The organism is Neobacillus sp. S1115, assembly GCF_055385565.1.
Map to the genome: position 1 here is coordinate 172,501 of NZ_AP038275.1, position 18,252 is coordinate 190,752.

Here is an 18,252-nt window from a genome sequence, read left to right on the forward strand (position 1 = left end):
ATCAAAACCTTGGTGTTATTTGGTACGATGCCCATGGTGACCTGAATACGGCTGAAACTAGCCCATCCGGAAATATCCATGGTATGCCTCTTGCGGTCAGCATTGGCTTGGGACATCCATTATTAACAAATATCGGCGGCTATGCACCAAAGGTAAAGCCTGAGAATGTTATCATTATCGGCGCCCGTTCCCTTGATGAAGGAGAACGGATTCTAATTAAAGAAAGAGGCATCAAGGTTTACACTATGCACGAAATCGACCGCCTCGGTATGGCAAAGGTGATGGAAGAAACAATCGCTTACCTCAAGGAAAGAACCGATGGTGTTCACCTATCGCTTGACCTCGATGGCCTAGATCCAAGCGAATGCCCAGGTGTTGGGACGCCGGTAATGGGGGGAATCAGCTACCGCGAAAGCCATCTTGCTATGGAAATGCTCGAGGAATCAAAATTAATTACCTCCGCAGAATTTGTTGAGGTAAATCCAATTCTCGATGAAAAAAATAAAACCGCCTCCATTGCTGTCGGACTGATGGGGTCTTTATTTGGCGAAAAACTTCTATAAAAACCACACAGCAGCTGCCGAAACAAGGGCAGCTGCTAATTTTTTCTGCAGCTGCAATTTTTACAATTCATTTATCATTCCTCCACAAATCGTTCATAATTCCAATGTAATATTACTATTAATACCTCTATGAATTCTTTTAGCAATTTTTACTATTTTTTTGTTAAAATTATAGGTATTGAGAACTTTTTTTACCTAAAACGAAACCTTTTTGCTAACGATACGTATATCGGATAGCAGCATTGGAGCTGAGGTAATTTAATGGAAGCTATAGTAAAAAAGAGAATAAAACAAGTCATAAAAGGCGACCAAGACGCATTTGGGGAAATTGTTGAAATATATAAAAACAGTGTTTTTCAGATTTGTTTTCGAATGCTTGGGAACCGGCATGAGGCTGAGGATGCAGCACAGGAAGCATTCATCCGTGCCTATGTGAATATAAAGTCCTTTAACCAAGATTTAAAGTTCTCCACCTGGCTTTTTCGTATTGCCACCAATCTTTGTATCGACCGGATGCGCAAAAAGAAACCGGACCATTATTTGGATGCAGAGGTGGCCGGTACGGAAGGGCTGACGATGTATTCGCAGATTCCATCCAATACCGAACTGCCGGAAAAGGAATTAGAAAGCATGGAGCTGCAAGAGTCAGTCCAAAAGGAAATTTTAAAACTCCCCGAAAAATATCGGTCAGCCATCGTATTAAAATACATGGAGGATTTGTCCTTAAACGAAATAAGTGAAATTCTCGACCTTCCGGTTGGAACAGTCAAAACAAGAATTCACCGCGGACGAGAAGCATTGAAACAACAATTAAGGTATGTGTAAAAAAAGAGGTGAAACAAGAATGTGTCCAGACCATATCATCGAACTCATGCACGAATACTTGGACGAAGAAATTGATTCAGAAAAGGAGAAGGTTTTACGACTACACCTCCAAAACTGTAAAGACTGTGAAACGATTTTTAACGAACTGAAGAAAACGATCGCTTTTGTCAAAAGCGTTTCAAATATGCAGGCCCCAGCCAATTTTACAGCCAATGTTTTGGCACATCTGCCGAAGGAAAAGAAGAAGGTACTAATGACACGCTGGTTTAAGAATCACCCAATTCTAACGGCAGCGTCCTTATTTGTTGTCTTAATGGGTGGCAGCCTAATGTCAACGTGGAATCATGAGCGGGAGTTCTCTGTGACAAAACAACGGAATTTAATTGTCAAAAACAACACCGTCATAGTCCCTAAGGGAGAAGTCGTAAAGGGTGACGTTGTCGTTCGAAATGGAACACTCAGAATAGAAGGAGAAATCCAGGGAGACGCAACTGTCATCAATGGGGAAAAGTACCTCGCTTCTGCAGGCCATGTTACGGGCGATATTGAGGTAGTAAACGAAGTGTTTGATTGGGTCTGGTACCAGATGAAAAAAACAGCTAAAGACGTTGTAGGTGTTTTTGACCAGACGGAAACTAAATAAATGACAAATCACTCAAAATGGAGTGATTTGTTTTTTTAAACAGTAACATATAATAAGTACAAGTTTAGTTTGTGATATAATGTATTGGTTATATTGTTTTACTAGCAAATTTACGGAGGAAAAACCATGCCGTTTGCCGATTGGACATTCTGGAAGTATATATCGAGTACAATTGATATTGTCCTTGTCTGGTATGTCATTTATAAATTAATTAATATTATTAAAGGAACCAAAGCGGTTCAGCTTTTAAAAGGAATTTTTGTTATTCTGCTTGTGAAGGTCGCTAGTGATTTTTTCGGGCTGACCACCTTGAGTTGGATGATGGAGCAGGTTATTACCTACGGATTCCTAGCCATTATCATTATTTTTCAGCCAGAGCTTAGAAGGGCTCTTGAGCAGTTGGGAAGAGGCCGGTTTTTCTCCAGATCAAACAATCCTGAAGATGAAGATCAGGAGAAAACAGTGGAAGCCATAATGAAAGCAACAGATTATATGGCAAAACGGCGGATTGGAGCCCTTATTTCGATTGAAAGAGAAACGGGGATGAGCGATTACATAGAAACGGGAATTGGATTAAATTCAAGAATTTCTTCCGAGTTGCTGATCAATATCTTTATTCCGAATACACCGCTTCATGACGGCGCAGTCATTATCCAAAGAAATAATGTGGCGGCAGCGGCGTGTTATCTGCCTTTATCAGAAAGCCCCTTTATCTCAAAAGAATTGGGAACACGGCATAGGGCGGCTTTAGGAATAAGCGAAGTGACAGACAGTATCACGGTTGTCGTATCGGAGGAAACGGGCGCCATTTCACTTACCAAAAATGGCGAGTTGCACCGTGATGTAAAAGCGGATGAATTTCGCGAATTACTGACTAATGAACTGCTGGATCAGCACAAAGCAAAACAAGCTTCTTCAGCTCGTTGGAACTGGAGGGGAAAAAGCAATGGATAAATTAATGGATACCCCATGGTTTATAAAAATCTTGGCGCTTGTATTGGCGGTTTTGTTATACTCCTCGGTTCCGCATGCCGGCAAAGATGTATATGTGCCTGGAGAGCAAACGAGTGAGACCATAAAGGATATACCGGTAAAGATTTATTATGATACTGAAAACCTAGTCGTCTCGGGAGTACCATATACAGTTGATGTGGGCCTCAAAGGGCCGATCACACATATTCAGTCGGCTAAGGCTTTAAGAAACTTTGAGGTTTATGTGGATTTAACCAATGCCAAAATAGGTCGGCAAAAGGTGAATCTGAAGGTTAAGGATTTATCCGATAAATTGCAGGCTTCCATTAAGCCGAACTCCGTTTATGTAACCATACAGGAAAAAATAACAAAGGAATTTAAGATTGAGGCAGAGTTTAACCCAGGCCAAATTGAAGATGGATATGCTGCCGGAACCCCAGTAGTGGAACCGAAAAGGGTAAAAATTACTGGAGCCAAAAGTGAAATCGACCGAATTACGTATGTTAAGGCCGTCCTTGAGGAAAAAGAAAAGCTGAAGGAAACCACAACAAACTCGGCTCGGATTCAGGTTCTTGATAAGGATTTAAATAAACTGGATGTAACGGTGGAACCGGAAACCGTTAGGGTCACACTTCCAATCAAAGAAACCGCCAAAACGGTTCCCATCAATATAATTAGAAAAGGTTCGCCGCCGGCCGGCGTGACAATAGATTCCATCGACCTAGATACAGTGGAGGCTGTCATCACAGGGGATGAAGATATATTAAAAAATACCGAAAGTGTCAGGGTAGAAGTGGATGTCAGTAAAATAAATGATAATACGACATTGGATTTGCCTGTTATTATTTCAAATGGCATCTCGAAGGTAACCCCGCAAATGGTAAAAGCTACTGTAAAGGTTAGCAAGCAGGCGGAAACAACCGTTTCCGGAATTCCGCTTAAAATTAGAGGCTTGGGGCCCAATTTGAAAGCAGACATTACAGATCCGGCAAACAAAGTGATTAATTTAATCGTGAATGGGCCAAGCACTGCCTTAAGCGGTCTCGGGCCTGATGATTTTAACGCATATGTTGATCTCTCAAGCCTTCCGGAAGGAAATCATGAAGTGAATATTCATGTTGATGGCCCGCCGAATGTTAATTATAAGCCTGATAAATCTACAGCAAAAATAACGATAACAAACAATGCTTAATTCGGAGTAATAGATATAGAAGGAGCGGATAATAGAATGGGAAAATATTTTGGAACCGACGGAGTACGTGGAGTCGCAAACAGCGAATTAACTCCGGAACTGGCTTTTAAACTTGGCCGGTTTGGCGGATATGTGTTAACAAAGGAACATGCCCGTCCAAAGGTTTTAATTGGACGTGATACCCGGATTTCCGGACATATGTTAGAAGGCGCCCTAGTGGCCGGTTTGCTTTCAATTGGAGCCGAAGTCATGCGCCTTGGTGTAATTTCCACACCAGGTGTGGCTTATTTAACGAAAGCATTAGGAGCACAGGCAGGTGTTATGATTTCTGCCTCCCATAATCCTGTTGCGGATAACGGAATTAAATTCTTCGGTCCGGACGGTTTTAAGCTTTCTGATGAGCAGGAATTGGAAATTGAGGGTTTGATGGACTTGCCAGAGGATCAGCTGCCGCGGCCGATAGGGGCCGACCTTGGTCTTGTCATGGACTATTTCGAAGGCGGTCAAAAATACCTGCAATATTTAAAAAATACTGTGGATGAGGATTTCTCCGGAATCCATGTGGCATTGGACTGTGCCCATGGGGCGACCTCGTCGCTTGCGATGCACTTGTTTGCTGATTTGGATGCAGATTTGTCGACGATGGGAGCAGCCCCAAATGGGTTAAATATTAATGCGGGCGTAGGCTCAACCCATCCAGAAGCACTGGCTGCTTTGGTAAAGGAAAAAGGGGCAGACGTTGGTTTGGCCTTTGACGGCGACGGGGATCGCTTGATTGCGATTGATGAAAAAGGGAACATCGTTGATGGCGACCATATCCTTTATATCTGTGGAAAATATATGAAGGAACAGGGCCGATTAAAGCATAATACAATAGTCTCAACCGTCATGAGCAACCTTGGTTTTTATAAAGCAGTAGAAAGCCAAGCCATTCAAAGTGTTCCTACGGCAGTGGGTGACCGCTATGTTGTTGAAGAAATGAAGAAAAATAACTATAACCTTGGCGGTGAGCAATCCGGTCATATTATTTTCCTTGACTACAACACGACTGGTGATGGTTTATTAACAGGGCTGCAGTTAGTGAATATTATGAAAGCAACTCAAAAGAAGCTTTCCGAACTAGCGGCCGAAATGAAAAAGTACCCGCAGAAACTTGTCAATATCAGGGTTACAGACAAACACCATGTAACCGATAATGAAAAGGTAAAAGAGATTATCGCACAGGTGGAAAGCGAAATGGCTGGAAACGGACGCATTCTTGTTCGTCCGTCAGGAACAGAACCACTTGTCCGCGTAATGGCAGAGGCATCTTCAGAGGAGCTTTGCGAAGAATATGTGAACCGCATTGCTGCTGTTGTTAAGGCGGAAATGGGTTTAAACGAAGATTAAAATTCGCGATATGCATAAGGGAACATCTAGTTTCCTTATGCATATTTTATTATGTATGGTTTAAATTTCGCCATAAAGTTTTAAGTTGACGAACCAATGCGTATCATGTACTATTAACTTGCTTTGTTTAATAAAAGCAATGTTATTGGAAGGGGGGCAGAGGTAGGACAGTTGTTTTACAAAAGCGCCAGAACTAGCCGAAAGAGGGTTTGGCTAGTTGACGAGGTGGAGGATTATCGAAATGTTCGGCGGATACCTCCCGGTTGAAACGCACAACCGTCAATTTCTTCTTTAAAACACTGGGGCAACCTGGTGCACAAAGAGAAGAAAATGCGCATACTAAAGATAATGTTTAAAGGTATAGACAGATACCTAAAAAAACAGAGATAAGGGGGCAGGTACGCCTCCGAAGCTTCTTGCCCCCTATATCAGGGAGGAAAAGAATAAATATGTGCGGAATTGTTGGATATATTGGAAATTTAGATTCGAAAGAAATTTTACTAAAAGGTTTAGAAAAGCTTGAATATAGAGGCTATGATTCAGCAGGTATAGCTGTTAAAAACGAAGACGGGATTCAGATTTTTAAGGAAAAAGGACGCATCGCCGACCTTCGCAGCATTGTTGATGAAAAAGTATTGGCACACGTTGGAATTGGCCATACACGTTGGGCAACACACGGGGTTCCAAGCAGAGGAAATTCCCATCCGCATCAAAGCGCATCCGGCCGCTTTACACTTGTTCACAACGGCGTCATCGAAAACTATGATCTGCTAAAGCGCGAATATTTAGCGGATGTTTCTTTCAAAAGTGAAACCGATACAGAAGTCATTGTGCAGCTTGTTGAGAAGTTTGCAAACGAAGGTCTGAGCGTATTAGAGTCCTTCCGCAAAACATTGACACTTTTGCATGGCTCATATGCACTAGCGCTTTTGGACGCAGAAGACAACAACACCATTTATGTAGCAAAAAATAAGAGCCCGCTGCTTGTCGGCCTAGGGGACGGCTTCAATGTGGTCGCAAGCGATGCGATGGCAATGCTTCAAGTAACCGATCAGTTTGTTGAATTAATGGATAAAGAAATCGTCATCGTAACAAAAAATACTGTAACTATTCAAAACTTAGATGGAGAAGTCATCGGCCGTACGCCATACACAGCCGAGCTTGATGCCAGCGATATTGAAAAGGGGACATATCCTCACTATATGTTGAAGGAAATTGATGAGCAGCCTGCTGTTATACGTAAAATCATTCAACATTATCAAGATGAGCAAGGCAAGCTTGTGATTGACCGCGACATCATTGATGCTGTAAACGCTGCGGACCGCGTCTATATCATTGCTGCAGGGACTTCTTATCACGCAGGACTTGTTGGTAAGCAGTTCATTGAAAAAATGGCAAAGATTCCGGTTGAAGTCCATATCTCCAGCGAATTTGGCTACAATATGCCGCTTTTATCTGAAAAGCCATTGTTTGTGTTCATTTCACAAAGCGGTGAGACTGCCGACAGCCGTGCCGTGCTCGTTCAGGTAAAAGAAATGGGCTATCCAGCGTTGACGATTACAAACGTGCCTGGATCGACATTATCACGTGAAGCGGATTATACTTTATTGCTGCATGCCGGTCCGGAAATCGCTGTAGCTTCGACTAAGGCTTATACAGCACAGTTGGCAGTTCTTGCAATTTTAGCCGAAGTGACAGCCAAGAGCCGCAGTTTAGAAGTTGGCTTTGATCTGATTCATGAGCTAGGCTTAGTTGCTAATGCGATGGATGTTCTATGTGACTCTAAGGAAATACTTGAAGTTATTGCCCGTGAATTCTTCTCAGTTACACGGAATGCTTTCTTTATCGGCCGCGGCATTGACTTTTATGTTGGCTTAGAAGGCGCCTTGAAGCTTAAGGAAATTTCTTATATTCAAGCAGAGGGCTTTGCTGGCGGCGAGTTAAAGCATGGAACGATTGCCTTAATTGAAGAAGGTACTCCGGTCGTTGCTCTTGCCACTCAGGAAAGCGTGAATTTAAGCATTCGCGGCAATGTGAAGGAAGTTGTTGCCCGCGGCGCCAATCCATGCATTATCTCAATGAACGGACTTAACATGGACGAAGACAGCTTCGTCATTCCAGAAGTGCATGAATTATTAACACCACTTATCTCTGTCATACCATTACAAATCCTTGCCTACTACGCAGCCCTGCACCGCGACTGCGACGTCGACAAACCACGCAACCTCGCGAAGTCGGTAACAGTGGAGTAAGGCATGGGGACGGTTCTTTTGCTTCAGTTTTTGAAGCAAAGGAACCGTCTTTTTTTGCTTTTAGGTATAGCTTGATTCAATAGAGGCTTGTTACTTTTTTATGGGAGGAGTGTTACTATCAACATGAAAAGGAAGCAGGTTGTTTTCTTTTTCTCCATAAAATTGCTCCTGAATTTCTTGATTTGCCTTTTCTGTTTCGGTGTTTACCTGAGAATATCTTGCACTATAATCTTTAAATTCTTCACTTAAATTGTGATTTGCTTCTTTAGCCTCATTTTTGTTTTGTTCACCATCGGACATGCTAATCCCTCTCTTACTTTTTAATCTATTTTCCCTTCTAATGTTCATTTTTTTGAAAAATTAAATTCACAGGACGCCAAGGAATATTTTAGGAAAAAGATAGTAAAGGCTGCTTGCAATGAAAAATATTTATCTTACTTAAATAATTATTTTTGGCAGAGGCATTATAAAAAAGAATGATGCTATTCCTAATACTAACCTTATCCGGGAGGAATTTACGCAATGAAAAGTTTGAAAAAAATCAGCCTATTGATAACAATGGTAGCTTTGATGATATTTGCGGCTGCGTGTGGCGGAGGAGCGAAAAAAGACACAACTAAAGATACCGGTGATAAAGCCGGAAAAGAACTTTCTGGCTCCTTGGTCGTTTCCGGCTCATCTGCCATGCAGCCTCTTGTAGCGGCGGCGGCAGAAGAATTTATGGCTAATAATCCAAAAGTAGACATTCAAGTAAATGCGGGCGGGTCTGGTACAGGATTATCCCAGGTTGCTGAAGGATCTGTTCAAATCGGAAACTCTGATGTTTTCGCGGAAGAAAAGGAAGGGATTCCGGCTGATCAATTAGTGGACCATAAAGTTGCAGTTGTTGGAATCACTGCTGCAGTTAACCCAGGAGTCGGAATTAAAGACATTTCAAAAGAAAACCTTATTAAAGTTTTTACAGGCAAAATTACAAACTGGAAAGATGTCGGCGGCAAGGATCAAAAGATCGTTTTAGTAAACCGTCCAGATGCTTCAGGTACACGCGCGGTATTTAATAAATTTGCACTAGATGGAGCAACACCTGCGGAAGGAATTACAGAAGATTCCTCCAACACGGTTAAAAAAATTGTTAATGAAACCGCTGGGGCAGTTGGTTACTTGGCATTCTCTTACTTCACCGATGATAAGGTGACCCCTCTGTCGATTGATGGCGTTGAACCAACAGATGAAAATGTCCAATCAGGCAAATTCCCAGTTTGGGCGTACGAACACTCTTATACCAAGGGTGAACCAAGCGGTGCGACAAAAGCATTTTTGGACTATTTAATGTCTGATGATGTTCAAAATAAGTTGTTAAAAGAGCAGGGGTATTTACCTGTAACAAAAATGAAGGTAGAACGTGACGCAAAAGGTAATCAAACAAACAAATAGGTCGAATGTGGCAGTTAAAGGGTAAATGTGTCACCACATTTACCCCTTATGACGTAGTTTTAGGGGGTTGGTGCAATATGGAAAAAGCGAGTTCTGCAAAAGATAGGCTGCTGAAATCCGGCCAAGATTGGCTGGGTGGAGAATTTAGGGGAAAGACCTTGGTCATCTTATGTGCTGTCATTATGATCTCTGCCACTATTGCCATTACGATATTTCTAGGGACAAAAGGGCTCCAATCCTTTTTAAAAGATGGTGTCAGTCTTATCGAATTCATAACTAGTAAGACTTGGAATCCTACGGATAAGGCTAATCCGAAATATGGTACACTGCCGTTTATTTTTGGCTCATTTGCCGTCACCTTTCTCTCTGCACTTGTTGCAGCACCATTAGGGATTGGCGGGGCCATCTTTATGACGGAAATTGCCCCATCCTGGGGAAGGAAAATATTACAGCCTGTTATTGAGTTGTTAGTTGGAATTCCTTCTGTTGTATATGGGTTCATCGGGCTTTCCGTATTAGTCCCTTTTATCCGGGAAAATATAGGAGGACTTGGATTTAGCCTGCTTTCCGGAACCATTGTTCTTTCCATTATGATTTTGCCAACAGTAACATCCATTGCTACCGATGCAATGGGTTCTTTGCCAGGGGCCTTAAGAGAAGGTTCTTTTGCTTTAGGTGCCACCCGTTGGCAAACCATCAAAAAAGTACTTATTCCTGCTGCCATGCCATCACTATTGACAGCCATCGTATTAGGAATGGCGAGAGCATTTGGTGAAGCTTTGGCAGTCCAAATGGTAATTGGAAACGTAAAGAATTTGCCTTCAAGCTTATTGGATGCTTCTGCCACGTTAACTACCATTATTACGTTAAACATGGGTCATACTACATATGGAAGTGTGGAAAATAATACTCTTTGGTCGATGGGATTGATCCTATTAGTCATGTCGTTCGCATTTATTCTCCTTATTCGTTATTTATCAGCAAGGAGGAAATTGTAATGAATACGAAAACTGCTGATCGAATAGCTACTGGTGTGTTCTATTGCATAGCACTTATTATCATTGCAATTCTTGTTAGCCTTTTTTACTATATTTTGGTTAACGGATTAAAAAATATTTCGCTAGAATTCCTAACAACTCCCTCTAGCAACGTAAGAGCTGGAGGGGGAATCCGCGATCAATTGTTCAATTCCTTGTATGTTTTGGTCATAACGATGGTGATTGCCGTCCCATTAGGGATAGGCGGAGGCATTTATATGGCAGAGTACGCTAAACCCGGTAAGCTTACGGATACTATTCGTTCCTGTATCGAAGTTCTAGCATCTCTTCCTTCGATTGTGATTGGGATGTTTGGTTTATTGATGTTTGTTAATTTAACAGGATGGGGTTATACGATTTTAGGGGGGGCATTAGCTCTTACCGTATTCAATCTGCCAGTCATTGTGCGGGTGAGTGAGGATGCGATTCGGTCTGTTCCCCGGGAGTTAAAAGAAGCCAGCCTTGCATTAGGGATTACTCATTGGCACACCATTAAAACGGTTATATTGCCTAGCGCTTTTCCCACTATTTTAACGGGTATCATCCTTGCGTCCGGCCGTGTATTTGGCGAGGCAGCGGCATTATTATTTACTGCCGGCTTGTCTACACCAAGACTTGATTATGCAAACTGGAATCCCTTTTCTGCCACTTCCCCATTAAATATATTTCGTCCGGCTGAGACCTTGGCAGTACATATTTGGGCTGTCAATACTCAGGGCTTAATTCCGGATGTGGAAGAGGTCTCAAGCGGTGCGGCTGCCGTTTTAGTCCTTTTCGTATTAATTTTTAATTTATTGGCAAGATGGATTGGAAGTTTGATTCATCGCAAAATCACGGCAACTAAATAAAAGCAGGTGAAAAAACATGGCGACAGCAATGAAGCAAAGACCAGCCGAAACAGAAATGACTCAAAGTAATGAAAAACAGCAAAAAAATATGGTTTTGCATGTAAAAAATTTAGAAATTTTTTATGGCGAAAAACGAGCTGTAAATGGAATTTCCATGGACATTGAAGAAAATTCAGTAACCGCCCTTATCGGCCCATCCGGCTGTGGAAAGTCGACTTTTTTGCGAAGTATCAACAGGATGAATGATTTGATTCCCGGAGCTAGGGCAGAAGGGGAAATCTTATATGATGACCTAAATATATTATCAGAACAAATAAATGTGGTGGCGTTACGGAAAGAAATTGGGATGGTTTTTCAAAAGCCGAACCCATTTCCAAAATCCATTTACGATAATATCACCCACGCTTTGAAGTTTGCAGGCATCAGAAAGAAAAGCAGGCTTGATGAAATCGTTGAGGAAAGTCTTCAGAAAGCAGCATTGTGGGAGGAAGTAAAAGATCGGCTGCATAAATCCGCATTATCACTGTCTGGGGGGCAGCAGCAACGTCTCTGCATTGCTCGGACGATTGCTATGAAGCCAACGGTCATGCTCCTTGACGAGCCATCTTCAGCGCTGGACCCTATCTCGAATGCCAAGGTTGAGGATCTTATCGTGGAGTTGAAAAAGGACTATTCAATCATCATTGTTACTCATAATATGCAGCAGGCGTCGCGTATTTCTGATAAAACAGCCTTCTTCCTGAGCGGTGATTTGATAGAATATGACATCACAGATACGATATTTACCAATCCTTCTGTTAAAAAAACAGAGGAATATATCTCGGGAAGATTCGGATAAGGGGGGGATGATGTGACGTTTGCAACCTTAACTAGGAATGTATTTGATATAAAGGACCTTAATTTATGGTATGGTGAACATCATGCATTAAAGAATATTAATTTTCCCATTATCAAAAAAGAGGTCACAGCTATGATTGGTCCTTCCGGGTGTGGAAAGTCAACCTTTGTAAAGACGTTGAACTTGATGATTAATTATGTTTCGAATGTAAAGATGACGGGAGAAATCAATTTTAATGGCCACAATATATTAAATGAAAAATTGGACTTGGTAGAATTGCGGAAAAAGGTTGGAATGGTCTTTCAAAAAGGAAATCCCTTTCCACAGTCAATTTATGATAATGTCGCTTACGGACCTAGAATCCATGGAATCAAAAAAAAGAAGCATCTGGATGAGATTGTCACGAAATCATTGATGAACGTTGCTTTGTGGGATGAGGTAAAGGACCGGTTACATGCACCTGCTCTCGGGCTTTCGGGCGGTCAACAGCAAAGGTTGTGTATTGCTAGGGCTCTTGCCACAAAACCAGAAGTCTTATTAATGGACGAGCCTACATCCGCCCTTGATCCCATTTCCACCTTGAAAATTGAAGAATTAATTTTAGAGCTAAAGGAAAAATATACGATTGTCATTGTTACGCACAATATGCAACAAGCCTCAAGGGTGTCGGATAAAACAGCTTTCTTTTTAATGGGAGAATTAATTGAATTCGATGAAACTTCAAAGATTTTCTCGAACCCAAGGGATGAACGGACTGAGGGTTATATTACAGGGAGATTTGGATAATAGGGGGGACAATAGTGAATACAAGGTCAAAATTCGATAGTCATTTAAAAGAATTAAAAGATATGCTGATGGAAATGGCCCGCAAATCGGAAAATGCCATTAAGGACAGTATTAATGCCCTCATAAATCAAGATATTGATAAAGCAAATGAGATTATTCAAAATGATACAATCATCGATGATTTGGAACATGAAATTAATAATAAAGCCATTATCCTAATTGCAAAGGAATCTCCTGTAGCAAGGGATCTCCGGAAAATCATTGTCGCTCTAAAAATATCATCAGAAGTCGAACGTATTGCTGATAATGCTGTTAATATTGCAAAATCAACTGTACATATCGGCAAAGAAAAACATATTAAAGAAATAGTCGACATCCCAATTATGATGAATCTTGCATTGGAGATGCTAAGTGATTCTTTAAACGCCTTCCTCTCGGAAGATGTCGAACTGGCTAAGACGTGTGCTAAGAAAGACGATAAGGTTGACGATATGTACGGAAAACTAATAAAAGAGCTTATGGGATATGTGCAGAAATATCCAGATCATATTAATCAAATTAATCAGTTAGCATTTGTATGCAGATATATCGAAAGGATTGCGGATCACTCAACTAATATTGGAGAGCATGTTATTTACCTTGTGACTGGGGAACGTTATGATTTAAATGCTTAAGATTGTTCGTTAGAATGATGATAGAGCTAATGAATATGTCTAATACCTGATAATTTAATTGAAAAGGACTTTTGCTTTTCATCCTTTAAAAAAAGGACTTGTTCTTTTAAATTAACACCGCAAACTTTACCTTTCAGTATCTTCAAAGTTCCATTTGTATCATAATCAATAGTAATCATGCGATTGTTAGTAAACTGTCTTAAAAACATGGATATCCTCCTTTTATGTTGAAGTTGTTTTTCATGCTTATTGTAAAATCGGTATATTAAGTCAGTATGAAAGATGTGTAAAAGATCTTCATGTTTTTGTTTAAGTTTCTAAATATATAAAAAGGACGTTCAAGTAAAAGTTATACTTGGCGTCTTTTTTTAGATCCAAAAAAGAATAGTAAATTCATCAGATTGGCGAGAAAGGGTATTTTTCTCGCCAATTTTTTATTTTGTCAAAACCTGAATTATCCAATTTTTATTAATCATCCCTGCTAACAGGCCTGTTGAAAAAGCCTTTTATTAATTACGCTATAACAAATTAACACGGAGAATCATTAAAGAAAATGGATAAAATAAAAGGCTATCGATAGTTTCTCGACAGCCTGAAGTATTGTAAATTCATGATTCTCATTATTTAACTTATCTTTACATAACCTTTACATCCAATTAAAACCACGTTAATACTTTTGGACTATCTTTATATGTGTAAGGCAAATAAATATAATCAAACTTCCTGAGGAGGAACCAATACGATGAAAAGCTTGAAAAAACTAAGCCTTCTTACATTATTTGCTGCATTAATGGTATTCATGGCGGCATGTGGAGGCGGAGCTTCTACAGAAAAGACAGAGGGGAATACCGGCAAAGAAACACCTAAAACTGAGGAAAAGAAAGAACTATCAGGTTCATTAGTTATCTCTGGTTCATCTGCAATGCAGCCTTTAGTTGCAGCAGCAGCAGAAGAATTTATGGCTGAAAATCCTAAGGTTGATATTCAAGTAAATGCGGGCGGATCTGGTACAGGCTTATCTCAAGTTTCTGAAGGATCTGTTCAAATTGGTAACTCAGACGTTTTTGCTGAAGAAAAAATTCCTGATAAAGCAAGCGAACTTAAAGACCATAAAGTAGCTGTTGTAGGAATGACTGCAGCTGTTAACCCTAAAGTTGGAATTAAAGATATTAAAAAAGATGACTTAATCAAAGTATTCACTGGTAAAATCACAAACTGGAAAGAACTTGGCGGGAAAGATCAAAAGATCGTTCTTGTAAACCGTCCTGACTCTTCAGGTACTCGTGCTATTTTCAATAAGTTTGCTCTTGACGGTGCAACACCTGCTGAAGGCGTAACTGAGGATTCTTCAAACACTGTTAAAAAGATTATTAGCGAAACAGACGGTGCTATTGGTTACCTTGCATTCTCTTACTTCACTGATGATACTGTAACTCCACTTGCAATCGATGGCGTTGAAGCAACTGCAGAAAACGTTCAATCTGGTAAATTCCCAGTATGGGCATACCAGCACTCATATACTAAAGGTGAGCCAACTGAAATTGCAAAAGCATTCCTTGACTACCTAATGAGTGACGATGTTCAAACAACTTTATTGAAAGAACAAGGATACCTTCCTGTAACGAAAATGAAAGTAGAACGTGACGCTGAAGGAAAACAAAAAAATCTATAATGTTCACAAAAAAGGTAAGTGCTAACGCACTTACCTTTTTTAAACATCTAATTAACTAAAAGCACCGTGGGATTTCCCAACGATGCTTTTTTATGTATTAGCTGGCTTCACCTTCGACGATGGCCTTCTGATGATTTACTGAATACTTGGGAAGAATCCCAGGCTGTACTTCCTGATGTGGTTTACCTAGTGCATAGCCTTGACCGTAATGGACTCCTAGTTCACGTATGAAATGCAGTTCCTCCGTTCTCTCTATTCCTTCTGCAATTATCTCCGTAGAAGATTGTTTTGCGTATTCAATAATTAATTTTACCAATTGCTGCTGCTCCATATTTTGATCAATGTTTTGAATTAATGATCGATCTAGCTTAATAAACTCAGGCTTTAAATAGATTAATGTTTTAAGACTATTGTACCCGGAACCCACATCATCAATGGCAATTCGATATCCTTGGGAACGATAATTGGAAAGGACCTTTTCAAACAGCACAAAATCTGTAACAGCACTTCTCTCTGTTAATTCAAAAACAACTTGGTTTGGTTCGATTCCAAGCTCGGATAAAAGCTGAAGTGTTTCGCCGCTATGATAATTGGAATCTAATAAAACATGGGGGTGAATATTAATAAAAAGCAATGAGTTCTTATTGCGGACACTTCCTTTTAACCGATTCATAAACCGTTTAAGAGAAATATTTCTGCAAAAACATTCAAATAGGAACACCTGATTAGATTTACCAACAAAATCATAAAACGCTTCTGTATTTGGAAATAGGTTCGTTGCATTAGGGCGATTTAATGCTTCATATCCTACCGTTTCTCCTGACTGTAACTTAAGAATTGGCTGAAAGAATGTATCTAATGTATTATTTTTCATTATTTTTTGTAATTCCTTCAATCTTTTATAATACAAAACCTCCTTCATTCTTCTGTTATTTAAGTGCTTGAAATAAGAATAAAAGATACTACGCTTAAATGTCGAAAATAATTGGCTGGCTTCTTGAATATCCATGTTGGGTGCACCTGCTTTAAGTAAGATTATATTTAATTTACAATTGTTAACATTTAGATGGACCTGAAAAAACTCCGGGAATCAGTAGATTACCGGAGTAAGATTTTAATCAGCATCTTTACCTGTTTATTTTTTCAAGTTTTCAAGTGAAGGCAGTCCAGAAATATACCCAACTCCACCGGTACGGTTAATACCAATTTCTTTCTCCATGGCATTTATTAATTCAGTCCTATCTACTGCCGTGATATTCTTAGCATCTAATTCATCACCAGGATGTTGGAAATTGCTCATAATATAAGAGTGACCTTTTAGATTATCTGCTGCAAATAAACCGGTTGATTCAGCCCCAGCTGGTACTGATAAAACTCTTGATAATTCCTTCGTATCAACATTATAGGCCCATACGAAGTTATTAGTATGCATTCCGCTGTCTTCCCCTATAAACAATGTTCTTAATGCTTCGGAATAGCTTAGATTATCAGTATTGGCCACTGAATTCACATCTGCTGTATTTCCAAATGCATCTGCAGATGGCATGTCCTTCCCGGCAATAAGCCCTGACATTTTAGCCGCTGCATACTCACTGTTTATTTTTTGCCCTTCACTGTCTTTTTGCCCAGATGTTAAATCCAATTGATACGTAACACCTGATTTAATTTTTGGAAGATGGATATCATCAACTGGATCCGCGGAGTTTGCCTCCATACCTTTGCTTTGGTCGGAAATCGAAATGTATACTTTCTTGTCCTTTTCGTTTAGAGTTACGCCTTCCATTTTGTTAAATTCAGCTGTAGCTCCAAGCATTGCTGCATAACGGCGGGACTCTAAGAACGCAGCAGCCTTTTCCATACCAGGCTTCAATTTCAAGTATTCCGTTTTTCCGTATGAATATTGCTTAATGGCTTTAAAGCCTTCTTTTGGTACATCGGATGTTTCGAAAATATCACTGAATTTAACCCCGCTGTCGATGATGGCTTTGACTTCCTTATCAGTTGAATGACCGAGTTTAATCCATTCTAAGTCTCCAGCACCGCCATTCTCAGTTCCTGTTTGATGGAATTTAGCCGCATATAGTGTTCCAGCAGAAAGATCCTTCGCTTTATCTGCTACATACATAAACAACGTCGTATAGGATCCGTCATCTCCGAAGAAGGCAGTACGCTTATCCGGCATCATCTTCATTACTTCGTGCGAGAAACGTCCAGCACTATAATGTTTTTCGACCGAAGTAGAACCATCCTTGTTTACAGTAATTTCAGGAATGAATCCATAGAAATATGGATTTGCCTTTGAAGCATCCCCGAAATAAAGCTTTGCAAAGCTTTCTACCTGAGTTCTGGCATAAGATGTTGAATCCAATTCAAAACTGCGGGCATCCGGCTCATATTCTTCAGAACCTAAATGGGTATTCCAAGGTGATAGGGATCCATTACATGGAATCCAAAGGCCATTTACGCTCGAAAAATCAATCTTCTTTACCTCTTTCGTTGTTAGTTCACCGGTTTTATTATTTTGGTCAAGAGTTGTCAGGGACATGGATGCAGGAACAATTCCATAAGCGGATTTGCCAGCAGCATCAATTGTTTGGTATTCATAATGGGTGACCATGTATTGTTTTCCCGCAATTGGCTTTAATAAACTATTAGAATCAGGAGCATCGGATACATAGTACGTTGGATTCCCTTCTACACTAGTATCCATGATCGGATTTCCGTTTACATCAATCGGAGTACCAGCAGGAATCAGCTCGCCTTTATTGATAGCCACTTTATCTTCAGATTTAAATAGTTTCTTATAAGTAAGCGGGAAGTTCTTTACTTCACCATTGCTGTATTTTACATCTACTGTTGCTTCGGTGTACGTTTTTACCATTTTATCAATAGTAGTAGGTGCTGGCATTCCGTTAAACTTAACAGAATCAATTTTTACTTGATTATTGGATGCAGCTGCCGCTGGTGTTAAGGCAGGAATTGTTAATGAAAGAGCAAGAGCTATAGTAGGATATTTCTTTCCAAAGTACATCTTTTTCATTAGGATGACCCTCCTCGTATAATAGAAAAATTAAACTCTCCTATTCAATTAAACAAAATACTTGTTAAGTGCGTATTAGAGTTTTGT

General features: G+C 40.2%; 18 protein-coding genes (1 of these 18 only partly in view). 14 read left to right on the forward strand and 4 right to left on the reverse strand.

Annotated elements, in window-relative coordinates:
- From rocF to glmS, 7 genes are all read left to right on the forward strand, one after another.
- Nucleotides 1–563: the 3' portion of an arginase gene (gene rocF / locus ACZ5B7_RS00985; RefSeq protein WP_464492279.1), read on the forward strand. The gene continues 337 nt to the left of window position 1, outside the view; the window shows 563 of its 900 coding nt (coding positions 338–900); its start codon lies off the left edge, out of view; the stop codon is at nucleotides 561–563.
- A gap of 261 nt (nucleotides 564–824) precedes the next feature.
- Nucleotides 825–1,388 (forward strand): RNA polymerase sigma factor SigW, encoded by a 564-nt coding sequence (gene sigW, locus ACZ5B7_RS00990; RefSeq protein ID WP_423800353.1) that lies wholly within the window; start codon nucleotides 825–827, stop codon nucleotides 1,386–1,388.
- 19 nt (nucleotides 1,389–1,407) lie between these two features.
- Nucleotides 1,408–2,031: a zf-HC2 domain-containing protein gene (locus ACZ5B7_RS00995; RefSeq protein ID WP_464492280.1), complete on the forward strand. Its 624-nt coding sequence runs from the start codon at nucleotides 1,408–1,410 to the stop codon at nucleotides 2,029–2,031.
- 126 nt (nucleotides 2,032–2,157) lie between these two features.
- Nucleotides 2,158–2,985, forward strand: coding sequence for a diadenylate cyclase CdaA (gene cdaA, locus ACZ5B7_RS01000; RefSeq protein WP_213148181.1), 828 nt, complete (start codon nucleotides 2,158–2,160; stop codon nucleotides 2,983–2,985).
- Nucleotides 2,978–4,195, forward strand: a complete 1,218-nt coding sequence (locus ACZ5B7_RS01005; protein WP_464492281.1) for a CdaR family protein — start codon at nucleotides 2,978–2,980, stop codon at nucleotides 4,193–4,195. The genes cdaA and ACZ5B7_RS01005 overlap by 8 nt, the downstream gene beginning before the upstream one ends.
- A gap of 36 nt (nucleotides 4,196–4,231) precedes the next feature.
- Nucleotides 4,232–5,584, forward strand: a complete 1,353-nt coding sequence (gene glmM / locus ACZ5B7_RS01010; RefSeq protein WP_464492282.1) for a phosphoglucosamine mutase — start codon at nucleotides 4,232–4,234, stop codon at nucleotides 5,582–5,584.
- Nucleotides 5,585–6,033: 449 nt separating this feature from the next.
- Nucleotides 6,034–7,836: a glutamine--fructose-6-phosphate transaminase (isomerizing) gene (gene glmS, locus ACZ5B7_RS01015; protein WP_464492283.1), complete on the forward strand. Its 1,803-nt coding sequence runs from the start codon at nucleotides 6,034–6,036 to the stop codon at nucleotides 7,834–7,836.
- A gap of 90 nt (nucleotides 7,837–7,926) precedes the next feature.
- Here the strand turns inward: glmS and ACZ5B7_RS01020 are convergent, their stop codons facing one another.
- Nucleotides 7,927–8,136 (reverse strand): hypothetical protein, encoded by a 210-nt coding sequence (locus tag ACZ5B7_RS01020; RefSeq protein ID WP_464492284.1) that lies wholly within the window; start codon nucleotides 8,134–8,136, stop codon nucleotides 7,927–7,929.
- A gap of 222 nt (nucleotides 8,137–8,358) precedes the next feature.
- On the opposite strand from ACZ5B7_RS01020, the gene ACZ5B7_RS01025 reads away from it, so the two are divergent.
- From ACZ5B7_RS01025 to phoU, 6 genes are all read left to right on the forward strand, one after another.
- Nucleotides 8,359–9,270, forward strand: a complete 912-nt coding sequence (locus ACZ5B7_RS01025; protein ID WP_464492285.1) for a phosphate ABC transporter substrate-binding protein — start codon at nucleotides 8,359–8,361, stop codon at nucleotides 9,268–9,270.
- Between the two features lie 77 nt (nucleotides 9,271–9,347).
- Nucleotides 9,348–10,268 carry a phosphate ABC transporter permease subunit PstC gene (pstC, locus tag ACZ5B7_RS01030; protein ID WP_464492286.1) on the forward strand — a complete coding sequence of 307 codons (921 nt, stop codon included), beginning with the start codon at nucleotides 9,348–9,350 and terminating at the stop codon, nucleotides 10,266–10,268.
- On the forward strand, nucleotides 10,268–11,155 hold the full coding sequence (gene pstA, locus ACZ5B7_RS01035; RefSeq protein WP_464492287.1) for a phosphate ABC transporter permease PstA: 888 nt from the start codon (nucleotides 10,268–10,270) through the stop codon (nucleotides 11,153–11,155). Before pstC ends, pstA begins: the two co-directional genes overlap by 1 nt.
- A 28-nt stretch (nucleotides 11,156–11,183) precedes the next feature.
- The gene (gene pstB / locus ACZ5B7_RS01040; RefSeq protein WP_464494410.1) at nucleotides 11,184–11,993 is read left to right on the forward strand and encodes a phosphate ABC transporter ATP-binding protein PstB; all 810 of its coding nucleotides are present in this window, start codon (nucleotides 11,184–11,186) and stop codon (nucleotides 11,991–11,993) included.
- Between the two features lie 12 nt (nucleotides 11,994–12,005).
- On the forward strand, nucleotides 12,006–12,779 hold the full coding sequence (gene pstB, locus ACZ5B7_RS01045) for a phosphate ABC transporter ATP-binding protein PstB (protein ID WP_464492288.1): 774 nt from the start codon (nucleotides 12,006–12,008) through the stop codon (nucleotides 12,777–12,779).
- Nucleotides 12,780–12,793: 14 nt separating this feature from the next.
- Nucleotides 12,794–13,453: a phosphate signaling complex protein PhoU gene (phoU, locus tag ACZ5B7_RS01050; protein WP_464492289.1), complete on the forward strand. Its 660-nt coding sequence runs from the start codon at nucleotides 12,794–12,796 to the stop codon at nucleotides 13,451–13,453.
- A gap of 26 nt (nucleotides 13,454–13,479) precedes the next feature.
- Here the strand turns inward: phoU and ACZ5B7_RS01055 are convergent, their stop codons facing one another.
- Nucleotides 13,480–13,662 (reverse strand): hypothetical protein, encoded by a 183-nt coding sequence (locus ACZ5B7_RS01055; RefSeq protein ID WP_213120976.1) that lies wholly within the window; start codon nucleotides 13,660–13,662, stop codon nucleotides 13,480–13,482.
- Between the two features lie 533 nt (nucleotides 13,663–14,195).
- Here ACZ5B7_RS01055 and ACZ5B7_RS01060 point away from each other — a divergent pair.
- Nucleotides 14,196–15,125, forward strand: coding sequence for a phosphate ABC transporter substrate-binding protein (locus tag ACZ5B7_RS01060; protein ID WP_464492290.1), 930 nt, complete (start codon nucleotides 14,196–14,198; stop codon nucleotides 15,123–15,125).
- Nucleotides 15,126–15,222: 97 nt separating this feature from the next.
- On the opposite strand, the gene ACZ5B7_RS01065 is transcribed toward ACZ5B7_RS01060, so the two are convergent.
- Nucleotides 15,223–16,134 (reverse strand): EAL domain-containing protein, encoded by a 912-nt coding sequence (locus ACZ5B7_RS01065; RefSeq protein ID WP_464492291.1) that lies wholly within the window; start codon nucleotides 16,132–16,134, stop codon nucleotides 15,223–15,225.
- A 126-nt stretch (nucleotides 16,135–16,260) separates the two neighbouring features.
- Nucleotides 16,261–18,165 (reverse strand): PhoX family protein, encoded by a 1,905-nt coding sequence (locus tag ACZ5B7_RS01070; protein WP_464492292.1) that lies wholly within the window; start codon nucleotides 18,163–18,165, stop codon nucleotides 16,261–16,263.
- Between the last annotated feature and the right edge of the window lie 87 nt (nucleotides 18,166–18,252).